The sequence below is a fragment of the Egbenema bharatensis FJBBOT/2019 genome, assembly GCF_048077055.1.
Classification (GTDB): Bacteria; Cyanobacteriota; Cyanobacteriia; order Elainellales; family Elainellaceae; genus Egbenema; species Egbenema bharatensis.
The window spans coordinates 7146975-7160959 of record NZ_CP182236.1 but is presented as its reverse complement, the minus strand read 5'-3'; the positions used below and the strand labels follow the sequence as shown (position 1 = coordinate 7160959).

Annotated in this window: 11 protein-coding genes and 1 tRNA gene; 6 read left to right on the top strand and 6 right to left on the bottom strand. The window is 51.0% G+C overall.

Annotated features, from left to right (window positions below; genetic code table 11):
* Positions 1 to 148: 148 nt before the first annotated feature.
* The 4 genes from ACM1PF_RS33300 to ACM1PF_RS33285 all read left to right on the top strand — a co-directional run bounded on the left by ACM1PF_RS33300 (position 149) and on the right by ACM1PF_RS33285 (position 6594).
* Positions 149 to 2269, top strand: coding sequence for a hypothetical protein (locus ACM1PF_RS33300; RefSeq protein WP_416670744.1), 2121 nt, complete (start codon positions 149 to 151; stop codon positions 2267 to 2269).
* Positions 2270 to 2426: 157 nt separating this feature from the next.
* Positions 2427 to 4538 carry a hypothetical protein gene (locus ACM1PF_RS33295; RefSeq protein ID WP_416670742.1) on the top strand — a complete coding sequence of 704 codons (2112 nt, stop codon included), beginning with the start codon at positions 2427 to 2429 and terminating at the stop codon, positions 4536 to 4538.
* A gap of 239 nt (positions 4539 to 4777) precedes the next feature.
* Entirely contained in the window at positions 4778 to 5578 is an 801-nt protein-coding gene (locus ACM1PF_RS33290) for a class I SAM-dependent methyltransferase (RefSeq protein ID WP_416670741.1), read from the top strand.
* Between the two features lie 38 nt (positions 5579 to 5616).
* Positions 5617 to 6594, top strand: a complete 978-nt coding sequence (locus ACM1PF_RS33285; protein WP_416676916.1) for a glycosyltransferase family 2 protein — start codon at positions 5617 to 5619, stop codon at positions 6592 to 6594.
* Between the two features lie 65 nt (positions 6595 to 6659).
* On the opposite strand, the gene ACM1PF_RS33280 is transcribed toward ACM1PF_RS33285, so the two are convergent.
* Positions 6660 to 6731 (bottom strand) — tRNA-Thr (locus tag ACM1PF_RS33280).
* A 75-nt stretch (positions 6732 to 6806) separates the two neighbouring features.
* Positions 6807 to 7418 carry a hypothetical protein gene (locus tag ACM1PF_RS33275; RefSeq protein ID WP_416670739.1) on the bottom strand — a complete coding sequence of 204 codons (612 nt, stop codon included), beginning with the start codon at positions 7416 to 7418 and terminating at the stop codon, positions 6807 to 6809.
* A gap of 582 nt (positions 7419 to 8000) precedes the next feature.
* Between ACM1PF_RS33275 and ACM1PF_RS33270 the strand changes: the two genes are divergently transcribed.
* Complete coding sequence (locus tag ACM1PF_RS33270) at positions 8001 to 9335, top strand: homoserine dehydrogenase (RefSeq protein ID WP_416670736.1); 1335 nt, start codon at positions 8001 to 8003, stop codon at positions 9333 to 9335.
* Positions 9336 to 9367: 32 nt separating this feature from the next.
* Here ACM1PF_RS33270 and ACM1PF_RS33265 read toward each other — a convergent pair whose 3' ends face one another.
* Together ACM1PF_RS33265 and ACM1PF_RS33260 are read right to left on the bottom strand one after the other, a co-directional pair.
* On the bottom strand, positions 9368 to 10093 hold the full coding sequence (locus ACM1PF_RS33265) for a diacylglycerol/polyprenol kinase family protein (protein ID WP_416670734.1): 726 nt from the start codon (positions 10091 to 10093) through the stop codon (positions 9368 to 9370).
* 12 nt (positions 10094 to 10105) lie between these two features.
* A complete protein-coding gene (locus ACM1PF_RS33260; protein WP_416670732.1) occupies positions 10106 to 11296 on the bottom strand; it encodes a histidine kinase in 1191 nt (396 codons plus the stop codon).
* Between the two features lie 517 nt (positions 11297 to 11813).
* On the opposite strand from ACM1PF_RS33260, the gene ACM1PF_RS33255 reads away from it, so the two are divergent.
* Complete coding sequence (locus ACM1PF_RS33255; protein WP_416670730.1) at positions 11814 to 13001, top strand: glycosyltransferase family 4 protein; 1188 nt, start codon at positions 11814 to 11816, stop codon at positions 12999 to 13001.
* A gap of 24 nt (positions 13002 to 13025) precedes the next feature.
* On the opposite strand, the gene ACM1PF_RS33250 is transcribed toward ACM1PF_RS33255, so the two are convergent.
* Complete coding sequence (locus tag ACM1PF_RS33250; RefSeq protein WP_416670729.1) at positions 13026 to 13265, bottom strand: response regulator transcription factor; 240 nt, start codon at positions 13263 to 13265, stop codon at positions 13026 to 13028.
* Between the two features lie 111 nt (positions 13266 to 13376).
* The gene (locus ACM1PF_RS33245) at positions 13377 to 13943 is read right to left on the bottom strand and encodes a TetR/AcrR family transcriptional regulator (protein ID WP_416670727.1); all 567 of its coding nucleotides are present in this window, start codon (positions 13941 to 13943) and stop codon (positions 13377 to 13379) included.
* Positions 13944 to 13985 lie beyond the last annotated feature (42 nt).

Genomic DNA, 13985 nt, shown 5'->3' with positions numbered 1-13985 from the left:
CCAACTGATTCTTGTGGGGTGGGCATCTTGCCCGCCCAGTCAGCAAAAAATGCCCCCTGCTCAAATGTTTAATCCAGCAAAAATCTTGCACCGAATGTCAGCGATCTGATATGGTAAGACGCAAATTTTTAGTTTTTTAATCCACCGCATGCAGCAGAAATTACGCTCTCCTAAAGCATTGAGGGAATCCCTGTTTTATGCAGAGCTATTTGTAGCGTTGCTACTGGTTGGATGCAGCGTTGTTATTCCATACCTTACCTATCAGCAAGCGTTTATTGGTGGCGATATCCTGGCGGGTTTTTATAATCGTACGATCGAAGTCTCTCAGGAGTTCCGTGAAACACCAATCACTGCGATTCGGAATGTTTTTGAGGATGGTAATAGCACCTACAACAGCTTTTTTACGCTGCCCCTGATTCCATTGATCCTGCTGCTGGGAGAGTCGTACCTGGCATTTGTGATCAGTCTGGCGATCGTTTATTTGTTGCCGCTAAATATTGTCCTGGGCGTTATGGCTACTCGCCTGATTCCGGTGTATCCTAAGGCGGTTTTTATCTCTACGGTTTTTATTGCCACGCTGATTGCGCCTAATTGGGTCACGATTTTGGTGGGACATCCTGATATTGGTGCAACGTTGATCATTTCCCTGGCGATTCTGGCTTGTCTCCGGGGGATGCCGCGATCGTTTGACTGGCCCTTACCCTACCGCTGGCAGGTTCCATTCATTGGGGTTCTCCTGGGGGTTGCCGTCTTATTTCGTCGTCATTATGCCTATGCTGCTCTGGCGGTAGTGGGAGCGATCGGACTTCAGGCGGCGATCGTTATTGGACAGGAAGTGCGGAAATCCCATGCCGTCAACTGGCGGAAATTGCTAGGGTTCGGCCTGCGGTTGGGGTTACTCCTGTCAACCAGCTTAGTCACCCTGACGGTATTTGCCCCCGAATTTACCCAGCAGGCAATCTCAACGGATTATGTCTCGCTCTATGACTCCTGGACGCGCACCGTCGAGGAATCGATTGGGTTCTACAGTACGCTCTACGGCTTGGGAACCTGGTTGCTGGTGCTGTTGGGATTTGGGCTGGGACTCTGGACAGGCGTGCTGCGGCTGGCTCCAACGACCTTTGTGATTTGTTTTGGAGGAATTTCGATCGCCATCTGGCTGTTTCGGCTGCGCTACACCGAAACCTACTATGCGATTCATTTTGTTCCATTCATCATTCTGGGACTGGCTGGATTGTTCTGGACAATTTGGTTACAGGCAAAACGCCCCTGGCGCAACTGGTGTTTAGCTGCGATGGGGCTATATCTCAGCTTTAACTTTATTGTCTGTTTAACGCCGATCGGCTCCTTCCAAAACAGTCTACGTCCGTGGTTTGCCGCTAGCTATCCGCCCTTTGTGCGGCAAAATTACAACGAAGTGATTGAACTGATGCAGTTCTTGCGTCAGCTTACGCCCAACGGAGAGCCAATCTTTGTGGTGCATACGGGGCCATTGCCCAATCACCTGCTGCGGGCTGCCGAGCAAACGGTCTACGGGGAGGAGAGAGTGCTGACCTTGCGCGGAGGATCAGTCATCGATTCGATCGGTTACTACTCGCTGAGGGAATTACTGGAGGCGGAATATGTGGTTTTGACTGAACCGTTTGTGGCATGGCATGAGGGACAGCAGGATACAGCAAAAGTGGTGGTGGATGCCTTCACTCAGGAATGGGAAATTACTCAAGACTTTGAGCCGCTTCCGGAACAGTTTGATCTGAGGGACGGAATTACAGCCAGGATTTATCGGCGCATTCAACCGACTTCGATCGATCGCGCTGTTCGGACACTCCACGCCATGCAAACGGAAGTCAATAAACCCTTAGGAGGGCAACTGGACTGGATTACGGTCAGCCCACCGTTTAATTCTGTGATCCGGCAGGAGGAGGCAGGCTATTCGATTCGAGTCCGATCGCTGGATGAAGCGGCAGAATCTTCAACCAAATCGTTTCTTTATATTGGTCAATTTTCAGAGGTGGCTGAACTGCAAGGGCAGGTGAATCTGCGAAATGAAGCTTGTGCTGGAGTCAATTTCCGGGCAGCATCAATGGATGAGCAGGGGAATGTGATGGAGCGATCGGCGGATTTGGCTATCACGGAGCAGTCAGCCATCCAACTCAGTGTCAATACAGCCGGAGCAACCTATTTATTATTAGAGATTGAAAATCCAGCTTTACAAACAGATCAACCCGATCGTTGTGCCTTAACCATTAATCAATTAGCGGTGAATTGATGACAAAATTCTCGCAGAATGGTCAGCGTTTCCCCGAGCGATCGCCGTAGCCCAGGCATCCTGCCTGCCAGTGATCCAACCGCCGTAGCGCAGGCATCTTGCCTGCTAATGAGTCAGCAGAATACACCCGATAGAAGTCTAGGGATGAGGAGTGGGTATGCGATTATCTTTACCAAATTCAAGGCGATCGGCAAACACCTTTTTAGGGGCAGAATTAATCATCAGTTTACTGTTAGTAATGCTGATTTTTACGGTTCCCTATATCACCAGCCAACGGGCTTTCTTAGGAGGAGATATTAACGATGGCTTCTATCAATTTACGCTACAAGCCGTAGAAGCATTTCGCCGATCGCCTCTGGAAGCAGTTCAACTGATCTTTGGCTCTTTAAACCAAACCTATAATCGTCTATTCAGCTTGCCTTTAATTCCTCTGGTTCTGGGTTTGGGAGACTCCTATCTCGCCTATGTGATCAGTCTGGCGATCGTGTATTTGTTGCCCTTTTGCCTGGTGCTGGGTGCGATTGCGACTCAACTAATTCCCGGCAATCCTAGAGCTGTATTTGCCCTGACAACGCTGATTGCTGCCCTGTTTACGCCAAACTGGATTACCGTCCTTCAAGGCTATCCCGATATCAGTGCTGCGTTGATGATGGTTTTGGCCATCTGGGTTGCCCTGCGAGGAGTCGATCGACACTTCACCTGGCTGCTTCCCGATCGCTGGCAGGTGCCGTTGCTGGGATTTTTGTTTGGCATTGGCATTCTGCTCCGTCGCCATTTTGCCTATGCGGTGGTAGCGATTCTGGGGGCAATTGTGATTCATACAGCAGTGGTGTTTATCCTGGAACTCCGGCGATCGCCTCGAATCGCAGTCCGGGATCTATTCGCCTTTGTCCTGCGCCTGATTTTGGTGCTTGCCACCAGTGCGGTCACCCTACTCACCCTGGCCTGGGACTTCACCATTCAAGCCTTTACTGAAAACTATGTCTCCCTATACGAATCCTGGAGCCAACCGATCGGACAGGTCTGGCAATTCTATGGAGAGTTGTATGGCTGGTTGGTTTGGGGGTTGGCACTGGTTGGATTTGTGGCCGGACTATTGACCCGATCGCTGTCCTATCCTGCTGCCCTGTTTATCAATAGCTTTGGACTGATTTCAATCCTGCTCTGGCTGTTCCGACTGCGCTACAACGAAACTTACTACGCCCTGCATTTTGCCCCATATGTGATCCTTGGCATTGCCGCCTTGATCTGGACGGTTTGGCTGCACGGCAGAGGCATCAGTCGCGTTTTAATTCTGGCTTTTTGCACAGCTTTACTGATTGGCAATGCGATCGTCAGTCTTTCCCCAGCGGGCAATTTTACCAGTCCGGTTCGTCCCCTCCTGGCAGCCACCTATCCCCCACCCGTTCGGCAAAACTACGATGATGTGCTTCAGGTGATGGAGTTCCTGCGCCAGACTGCACCCAACAGAGAACCCATCTTTGTGGTGTATACCGGACACTTGCCGATGCACCTGATTCTGGCGGCCGAGCGCACCGTCTATGGGGATACGGGACGGATTTTAAATATGCAGCAGGGTTCCCCCACGGATTCAGATGGATTCTATCCGATCGAGGAACTGTTGGAGTCTCAGTATGTCGTTGTGACGGAACCGTTTGTTGGTTGGAATGAGCCGCAGCAGCAGGCCATCAAAGCGGTTCAGACTGCATTTATAGAAGGCTGGGAGTTTACGGAAGATTTTGCCCCTGTGCAGGAATTTGATTTGCAAAATGGAGTCACAACGACGGTTTACCAACGACTGCGCCCGACTTCACCCGATCGGGCTGTGCGCCTGTTCCATGCCCTGCAAGCGGAGGTGGATCATCCCCTAGGATTGCAGCCAGATTGGATTGCTCTCAGCCGACCCGATGGCGCATCAGTCCAGCAGGTGAAACCTCGACGATACACGCTCAGGACGGAATTCGCCAACCCATCAACGACTCAAACCTTCCTCTATGTGGGGAATCTGGCGGAGCGCAACCGCCTGCGGGGACGGGTCGTGGTGCCACCCGCCTGCGGAACGGCAACGCTGGGATTTTCGATGTTAAACGATCGCGGTGAGAACCTTCGCCCGATTGAACCCATAACCTTGAGCGAAAATACCCCCCTGCGGCTAGAGCTAGAGGGGGCAGCAAGTTATTTAAGCCTGGAAGTCTCCACTGCATCCAGTGGGGCGGAACCCGATCGCTGTTCTATTCGAGTCAATAATCTTGTAGTATCATCTCAATGAATTGAGAGCAGTTCTCCCAGGCTGGCTGACAAAACTCCTGAAACTATGATTCTCTCGTAGGTTGGTTTGAGGGACGAAACCCAACGCAAACCATCTCCCTTGTTGGGTTTCACCTTGTTCAACCCAACCTACAAAAAAGGATGTGTCAGTCAATCAGGCAGTTCTCCTTATCTATCTTTTCCGTTGTTCATCTACACCCTATTACTGATCTAGATCCTATTACTGAGTGAATTGAACCCATGCAAGAGGAAATCTTAAGAAAAGAGCAGGAATTCCACGACCAATGGGCGGCTGCGATCGATGTGGAAGGGATTCACGTTCGAGACTACTTTGAGGCTTGCACCGCTCCTGAAAATCGCTTTATCCTCAAGCATTTGGGTGATGTCCGGGGGAAGTATTTACTGGATCTGGGCTGTGGAGCGGGCGAGAATAGCGTTTATTTTGCCAGTCGGGGGGCGCGGTGCGTTGCCTCAGATTACTCTCCCGGTATGGTGGATGTGGCGTTGAAGCTGGCGGAAGTCAACCGGGTACAGGTGGAAGGTCGGGTGATCAATGCAATGGATATTGATTTTCCAGACAACACCTTTGATATTGTCTACGCCTCGAACTTACTACACCACATTCCCGATCCCAAACTGACCCTGCGGGAAATGCATCGTGTCCTGAAACCCGGTGGTCTGGCCTGCTTCTGGGATCCGCTGAAGCACAATCCGGTGATTAATGTTTACCGCCGCATGGCTACGGAAGTTCGCACGGAAGACGAGATGCCGCTGGATATTGAAATCGTCAATTTCATTCGATCGCTCTATTCCCAAACCACCTACGATACATTCTGGATTGCCAGCCTCTGGATTTTCCTTCAGTTTTACCTGATTGAAAAAGTGAATCCTAACAAAGAGCGATACTGGAAGAAAATCATCATTGAGCAGGATCGGTTGAAGTCCCAATACTTAGCCCTGGAGAAGGTCGATCGCCTGCTGAAGAAACTGCCCCTGATGAAGCGCATGGCCTGGAACCTGGCGGTCGTCGCCCGGAAATAGCATCTATCTTAAAGTATGGGTGGAGCAATCCTATGGTGATCCCTCGCTACTCTTTTATCGTGCCGATCTACAACGAGGAAGACACTCTTCCAGAGCTATATCGGCGGCTACAAGGCGTGATGAATAGCCTGGACGGGGAAGCGGAAATTGTCCTGATCGATGACGGCAGCCGCGATCGATCGCTGGCCCTGATTCGAGAACTGCATCTGCACGATCCGCGAATCTGCTACCTCAGCTTTGCCCGCAATTTTGGGCATCAGATCGCTGTCACCGCAGGGCTAAATTTTGCGCGGGGAGATGCGGTGGTGATTCTGGATGCAGACCTGCAAGATCCGCCGGAACTGATTCCCGAAATGGCCCGCAAATGGCAGGCAGGCTATCACGTTGTCTATGCTCAACGGATCCAACGCCGCCGGGAAAACTGGTTTAAGCGACTGATGGCTTACGGCTTTTATCGGGTGTTGCGTCGGTTGGCGGATGTCGAAATTCCGACGGACACCGGGGATTTTTGCCTGATGGATCGGCGGGTGGTGGATTTGCTCAACGCCATGCCGGAACGAAATCGCTATATTCGAGGACTGCGGGCCTGGGTGGGATTTCGCCAGACGGCCATCCTGTTTGAACGGGATCCTCGCTTTGCGGGGGATGTGAAGTACACCTTCCGCAAGTCCCTCTCCCTGGCGATTAATGGACTGGTTTCTTTCTCCAGAGTACCCCTCCGCCTCTCAACCTATCTGGGATTATTCTCTGCGGCGATCGCCCTTCTGATGGTTGTTCTAGTCGTCTACTGGCGAATCTTTGCCCCCAACTCACCGCTGACGGGCTATGCCACGATTACGATCGCGGTCTTCTTCCTGGGAGCTGTGCAGTTGATCAGCATCGGGATTTTGGGCGAATACATCGGGCGAATTTACGAGGAAATTAAAGGCAGACCGCTCTACACACTGGGGGAAGTTGGCGGGTTTGAAGCAACAAGAGAGACAACCAATCCCCATAGCCGCAAGATGGTTAACTGAAGCAAATGTCTGAACCACTGGACAGCCAGAGAAATTGAGCAACCGATCGTACACTTTTTTCCATAAGCCGATGATGAGATTTGAACTCACGACCGCTCGATTACGAATCGAGTGCTCTACCACTGAGCTACATCGGCATTTTCGGATTTCTAGTATAGCAGGGAGAAGACCCCGGAGAAAATCCAAACAATAGATTTTTGGGAAGACAAACCTCAGGTTTTGACCTTAATGCTGGTTTTACCCGGTGGACGACGAGCAATCCGGACAGCGTAGGGAAACACACCAACCAGCATCGCGAAGGCTTCATCGGGAATCCGGGCGATCGTCGGCTGGTCAAAATAGGTTTCAAACTGATTGAGGATCATTTGGGCTCGTTGGAGTGGAGCCGACTGATCGGTAAACTGCTGCGTCAGCTTAATCCACTGCCGTCGAATCAGGTAGGCATTTTGGCGGCTCTCATGGGTTTCTGGTTGAAGCAGTGACAAATTTCCCACCGGAATCACCCGCTGACAATCTCGATCGTACTCACCACCCACAGCTGCCCCAGGTTCAGCAAACTCTGCATAAAACCGCTTGTATAAAATTAGCCCATTCTTGCGACGGCTGTTCACTGCCCAAATTATGCCACTGCGAATGCAGTTCAAAATCACCTCTGGATCAGAATCCTCCAGAGTGGCAGGATAAGCAGTTGGGTTAGCAGGCGATTGAGACAAATTAAGAGATTGGGCAGACTGATCGGCCCGAACATTGGTTACTGAAGTAGAATTTGCCGTGCTTGAAGTATTTGGTGCAGTAGGGTAACACTGCCGATCTTCGCTATCCATCTCAACTCACTCCCTGGAATTGTGCGGATAGGAGCGTACAATCCAACATTACTACCATGAGTCAACTTTGGCGATAAAGGATAGAAACACTCAATGACCCAGTGGCACTGTAACGTTTTAGACACCTTTAACGTTTAGATACCTTTACCGCTCTTTACGCATAAGTATTATGGTTCGGAGGGAAGGGTTCAGATGTGCCGGGTCTCGGACACGATCGAGAGTTTGATTATAGTTCTCGATAGCTCAATGTCAGAATGCCCCCATACAGAACTGCCTCAACACCATTTCAATCATCGTGCAACATTCTCTTTCTATACTAGGGAAACTTGCTCCGCTTCATAGCAGGTTCAACTGATTTTAAGGATTTGATGAAGTTAGACGGTATCCATTCACAGAAATTAACTGATCCATTCAATTCACTGCTCAATTCAATTACTGAATTGAGCCAATTCAAGGGCATGCCCAGGGGCTAGATTAGGATCAAAAAATCCTGGGTTCCCTAAAAAGGCTGGCTTGTCGCCCCCCACCCGCCTACAATATGTGATCAGAATGTGATCAGAACGATTGTGAGTGAGTTTAGCTGTGGCGTTTAAGGTTGGTTTATTAGGGTTAGGAACCGTGGGTACTGGGACAGCAGATATTTTGCTCAATCCATCTCAACGGCATCCGCTCCTCAAAGAGTTGGAAATTCATCGGGTGGGGGTTCGTTCACTGGACAAAGCCCGCACGGTCAACCTGCCACCAGAGTTGTTGACCACCGATTTAGAGTCGATCGTCACCGATCCTGAAGTGGATATTGTGGTTGAGGTGATTGGGGGACTGGAACCCGCCCGATCGCTGATTTTGCAGGCGATCGCCCACGGGAAGCACGTCGTCACGGCCAATAAAGCGGTCATCGCTCGCTACAATGATGAAATTTTTACGGCTGCCACTGATGCCGGAGTGTATGTGTTGATTGAAGCGGCAGTGGCCGGGGGAATTCCCGTGATTGAACCCCTGAAGCAATCCCTCTGCGCCAATCGTTTGCAAACGATCACAGGAATTGTCAACGGCACAACCAACTACATCCTGAGCCGCATGCAATCTGAGGGTAGCGATTTCAATGCTGTTCTGGCAGATGCCCAGCAGCTTGGATACGCCGAAGCCGACCCGACTGCGGATGTGGATGGTTTTGATGCGGCAGATAAGATTGCGATTTTGGCCTCCCTTGCCTTTGGCGGACGGATCAAGCTGGAGGAGGTGCATCGGGAAGGCATTCGGCAAATTACGGCCGCCGATATTACCTATGCCGATAAGCTCGGTTTTGTGATCAAGCTGCTGGCAACGGCCAAGCGAGACAATCCCACCTTTGATGAGGCTCTCAACTCCGATCAGCTTCAGGTGCGCGTCCATCCAACCCTCGTCCCCAAGGATCATCCCCTGGCCAGCATTAATGGGGTCTTCAATGCCGTTTTGATTGAGGGTGATCCGGTGGGGCAGGTGATGTTTTTTGGGCCTGGGGCTGGATCCGGGCCGACGGCCAGTGCGGTGGTGTCGGATATTCTCAACATTGCAGCCATTCTGAAGGTAGAGCGGGGTTCGGCAGTCCAGGCGAACGGCAAACCGCTGCTCGACCCCCTGCTGGCTTGCTCCCATCAACATTACTGCACCATTGCGCCGATCGAAGAGTTAGAAACCCGCTTCTATGCCCGTGTGCTGGCGGAAGACAGTCCTGGGGTGATTGGTCGGTTAGGTACTTGCTTTGGTCAGCATAATGTCAGTCTGGAATCCGTTGTGCAGATTGGACTACGGGACAATCGGGCAGAAATTGTGGTGATTACCCATCATGTGCGGGAGGGCAACTTCCGGCAGGCGTTGCAGGAAATTAAGGCGGTGGATGCGATCGCCGATATTCCCAGTACGCTGCGGGTGCTGTAGGGCAGTTGAGCAAGCTGGATGAATTCTCAGCGTTAAACGAGCAATGCTTGATTGAGCCAGAAAGCCACGATCGCGCTGCCAATGGGAACTGTGAGGTTATCAACTCCCAGTTTGGAAAAAGCCTCCAGGGCGGTGGCGGTGGCGGCGATGATCAGGGAAATGAGCCAGAGTTGCCATAGGTTCCCATGAATGCCCATGAGTAACAGAATACTCACGATGTAACTCATCCCAAACATGGTCAGGGAACCCTCCCAGCTTTTCTGCATGCCCCAGAGTTTGTAGGGATGGTTACCCCAACGCTGACCAATCAGGGCTGCGAGTCCATCTCCCCAAACCATAATTAAGATGCCCATGACCGCATAGTAGGGCGCAGTTTGCCAGAAGGCGGCCGTTAGCGCCCCAATACTCACGGCATAAAAGAAAGTGCCAAAACTTTTACGGCCGACGCTGTTCAAACCGGGCAGGATGGGAAAGCGGTAGGAAAGCAAGGTTATGATACCAAACAGAATTGAGGCAGAAATCCCCATCCAGGCGGGCATATCCAGCCACCAGGCCAGCAGGATTACATTGCCAGTGCCCATGTGTACCACCTTCCGCACCGCTTCCGCACTACCTCCCGATCGCCGTAATCCTTCCGCCAGAAGCCCAATCAACCCCAACCAGACTGCCACAGCTAGAATTTGCCAACCGATCGGGGGAAGGGTGGGTAGCGGGGTAGAGAACCCGTCAGAGAAGCTCGATAAAGGGAACCTTAGCAAAGCAACCAGTCCTCACAGTAGGGAAATGGGACGGAAAACTGGCAGGGTAAAGTGAAAACAACTGCCTTGATGGGGGGCTGAATCAACCCAGATTTGCCCGTAATGGGCCCGTACGACCCGTTTACAAAGGGCCAGGCCAATGCCATAGCCATCTTTGGCTTCATCTCGCTTGAGCCGAAACTGCTCCTCAAAAATTGATTTTTGATTCTCAGGCGGCACGCCTGGGCCATCATCGCAAATACTCACCTGCACTTTTTGCGTAGTCCGGTGCAGAATGGCAATTGCAATTGTTCCTTGTTCTGGGGTGTACTTAATGGCATTATCTAGCAAGTTCACCAGCACTTGTTTAACGCGCTCTCGATCGGCATAGACCTTGGGTAGATCAGAGGGAATGTCGGTTTTGATCCGTTGAGACTTGGCTTGAAACTGTTCCTGCAAGCGATCGATCACCTCCAGGCACAGCCGTCCTAAATCCAGTTCTCTGGGCTGAATCCGAAACTCGGCACTCTTATCCCGCGCTGCTTGCAGAATGTCCGTGATCATTCGATCGATCGCTTTAGTTTGGGTACGGGCATGGCGGAGCAATTGAGTCATGAGTTCTGGGTTGAAGCGACTGCCAGTCTCCGGTTTGGGAGTCTGTTTCAACTGTTCCAGGGTTTCCAGGGCAATGGAGAGGGCGGTCAAAGGATTCCGCAAATCATGGGCCAACATGGCGATCAGCTGATCTTTAAATTGGAGTTGGGCTTGCAGTTCCTCTTTTTCTCGCTGTAGCCGAAAAATCTCATCTGAAAGCTGAATTAACTCAGCTGAATGGGCTACCGATTGAATCGACTCATCCCCCTGAGAGAAACGGGCTACTTCAGCCGATCGCTGGGAAACAGACACTTCTTCCACCGATCGCTGCCAGCGCGACCACCACTCCTTTAACTGAGCAACCAGGTTACTTCCCGCCAGGGTCTGGCGCGGTTCCGGGTGAATCTTGATGAGAGAAGGCGTTGCAACCAACTTAAAATGCTCTGCTAAATGGGGCTGTTCACCCACATCCACCACTTGTAGCTCATAATCCCCCTCATGTTCCGCCAGTTCCTTCAAGCACGTCCGAATTTGGCGGATTCTCTCGCTGGCCGTGGGGCGTTTGTCCACAAACAGCAAGAGTTGTAAGGGTGCATCAGAACTGTTCAGCTGTTTGGACAGTGCCTCCATTTGGACCTACTTAAACCCACTTAATAAATCAACTCGACCAACTCAGCAGCAACTAATGATCAAGATTTAATCATTTTGACAGATTTACCAACGGATTATCTGCTGCAACTGGCGATCGGTCAAGTTTTCCAGGATAAATGAATCTCATCGCTCCCAGGACAGCCCGCAAAGGAGTGATTTCAAGATTAGATATTCGTTTCAGACGACCTGAACCAACCCTTTCCATAAAGGAATAGACTGGATAAATAAAGCGTAAAGTCGGCAAATGGTTAAACGGGTATAGGGGACTGGGGTGGCAGTATGAGTAGAATGGGCGGTGGAGCAGCACGGTATTAACGGTATTTACTGAAATAAAGCGTTGCTATTGATTGTCGGGGATCTGAGGTTTGTCCTGGATCAAGGCAATCAAGCGATCGGAGTACTGCCATCTACAGTTATTTTATTTACGGTCATTTTATTTACGGTCATTTTATTTACGGTCATTTAACGTTGTCTAAGCATGGGCGAGGCGAGGGGAATGAAAATTCTGGTACTGGCTTGGGAGTTTCCACCCCGAATCGTGGGAGGGATTTCTCGCCATGTGGCAGAGCTTTACCCTGAGCTGGTGAAATTAGGTCATGAGATTCATCTGCTGACGGTCGAATTTGGTCAGGCTCCCCGCTATGAGGAAGTGGAAGGAATTCGGGTGCATCGAGTCCACGTTGCTGAGAGCCACAATTTCTTCCATTGGGTGTCCAACATGAACGACAGCATGGGGCAGCATGGCGGGAAGCTACTTCTGGAAGATGGCCCCTTTGACATCATTCATGCCCATGATTGGCTGGTGGGGGATGCTGCGATCGCCCTCAAGCAGATTTTCAAGGTTCCCTTAGTAGCCACGATTCACGCGACGGAATCCGGACGGCACAACGGCATTTACAACGACACCCACCGCTACATTCACGGCAAAGAAACCCAGCTGGTGGCCGAAGCCTGGCGCGTTATTGTTTGCACCAACTACATGCGGCTGGAGGTGGAACGGGCCCTCCACAGCCCCTGGAACAAAATTGATGTGGTGTACAACGGCATCTGTGTGCAAAAGCGAGAACCCAGCCCAGCGTTTGACCACTGGCAATTTCGACGACGGTTTGCCACGGATCAGGAAAAGATTGTCTACTACGTGGGGCGAATGACCTACGAGAAAGGCATAACTTTGTTGCTGAATGCAGCTCCCAGGGTGATTTGGGAAATGGCGGGGGATGCCAAATTTGTGATCATTGGCGGTGGGAATCTCGATCCCTTGAAGCGGCAAGCCTGGGATCTGGGAATCTGGGACAAGTGCTATTTCACGGGCTTTATGCCAGAGGACGACCTGAATCAGTTTCGCCGGGTGGCGGATTGTGCTGTTTTTCCCAGCCTTTACGAACCGTTTGGCATTGTCGCCCTGGAAAGTTTTGCGGCACGGGTTCCAGTGGTGGTTTCCGATACAGGCGGTCTACCGGAGGTGGTACGGCATGGTAAAACGGGGATTGTTACCCGCACGGGCAATCCTGACTCTCTGGCCTGGGGCATTGTCGAAATTCTGAAAAATCCTGACTATGCTGACTGGCTAGTGGAAAATGCCTATGAAGATCTGGAAGTGCGCTTTGATTGGTATCGCCTCGCCCAGCAAACGGAAGGAGTGTATGGACGAATTCTGCATGAGCGATCGGACATAGAGTGGTAAGTAGATCATCCGACCATCCCATTCTTAAATCAATTCATATCGAAGGGCCATCACCGCAGCCTGAACTCGATGCTCAACGCCCATTTTGTTAAAAATGCTTTTGACATGGGTTTTGACTGTGCTCAGACTGAGGAAAAGCTGGGAGGCAATTTGCTGGTTTGTTTGCCCTTCTACAATGAGTTCCAGAATTTCGCGTTCACGGTCTGAGAGGTGGATCGAATGAGTGTATTTTGGTGACGCTGATTGATTCACTGTCTTTTGCATACTGCCATTCTCCAGTTCGTGTAAAAGGTTGAAACTTACAGCCCAAATCTAGCCGTTCAATAACGTGCAGAAACCTGTCATTCGATCGTTACACACAGAACCTGATCAAGATCAATCCGTCTGCGTGTTCGTCATTGCCAGTAGGGTTGTGATCACCTGACTCCTGAGGGGGTCTTTTAGCGGCAAGTTTAAGGAATCGGCAAACCACAGACCATCCATTGCAAGCTGGACAATTGTGGCTAGAACGGGATCAATCCCATCGGATAAAAGCCGCTTTTGGATCAACTTTTCATGATCACAGGCTGTTTCCAACAAATTAGGATTTCTCGTCATCGCCGCCGACAGGTTAGCAATCAGTACCATAGTTTGCCGATTGAACCGCAAAGCGGCTCTCACATACGATCGAGTCCATTGTCCCGGCGTTCCCGGAGCGTCATCCTGCGCAAACTCCTCCTGCATCGTCGTTTCAAACTCTTCAGTGAGATATTTCGCCAAACCTGCGATGAGCGCATCTTTACTTGGAAAGTGGTAAAGCAGCCCACCTTTACTCACCCCTGCCCGTTGAGCAACCGCATCCAGGGTCAATGAGTCCAGCCCTTGCTCAAGTAAGCCGTCCATTGTCGCCTGGAGAATGACCTGACGAGTGGTGCGAACGGCAGAGTGTTTCGTATCAGTCATGGCATGAATTGATTCGTTGCTTGAATTTACTATACCGTCCGG

What these genes read in the sequence shown, in the direction of transcription:
- ACM1PF_RS33300 (WP_416670744.1), top strand. Translation starts at nt 149, where the DNA reads ATGCAGCAGAAATTACGCTCTCCTAAAGCATTGAGGGAATCCCTGTTT.
- ACM1PF_RS33295 (WP_416670742.1), top strand. Translation starts at nt 2,427, where the DNA reads ATGCGATTATCTTTACCAAATTCAAGGCGATCGGCAAACACCTTTTTA.
- ACM1PF_RS33290 (WP_416670741.1), top strand. Translation starts at nt 4,778, where the DNA reads ATGCAAGAGGAAATCTTAAGAAAAGAGCAGGAATTCCACGACCAATGG.
- ACM1PF_RS33275 (WP_416670739.1), bottom strand. Translation starts at nt 7,418, where the DNA reads ATGGATAGCGAAGATCGGCAGTGTTACCCTACTGCACCAAATACTTCA.
- ACM1PF_RS33260 (WP_416670732.1), bottom strand. Translation starts at nt 11,296, where the DNA reads ATGGAGGCACTGTCCAAACAGCTGAACAGTTCTGATGCACCCTTACAA.
- ACM1PF_RS33255 (WP_416670730.1), top strand. Translation starts at nt 11,814, where the DNA reads ATGAAAATTCTGGTACTGGCTTGGGAGTTTCCACCCCGAATCGTGGGA.
- ACM1PF_RS33250 (WP_416670729.1), bottom strand. Translation starts at nt 13,265, where the DNA reads ATGCAAAAGACAGTGAATCAATCAGCGTCACCAAAATACACTCATTCG.
- ACM1PF_RS33245 (WP_416670727.1), bottom strand. Translation starts at nt 13,943, where the DNA reads ATGACTGATACGAAACACTCTGCCGTTCGCACCACTCGTCAGGTCATT.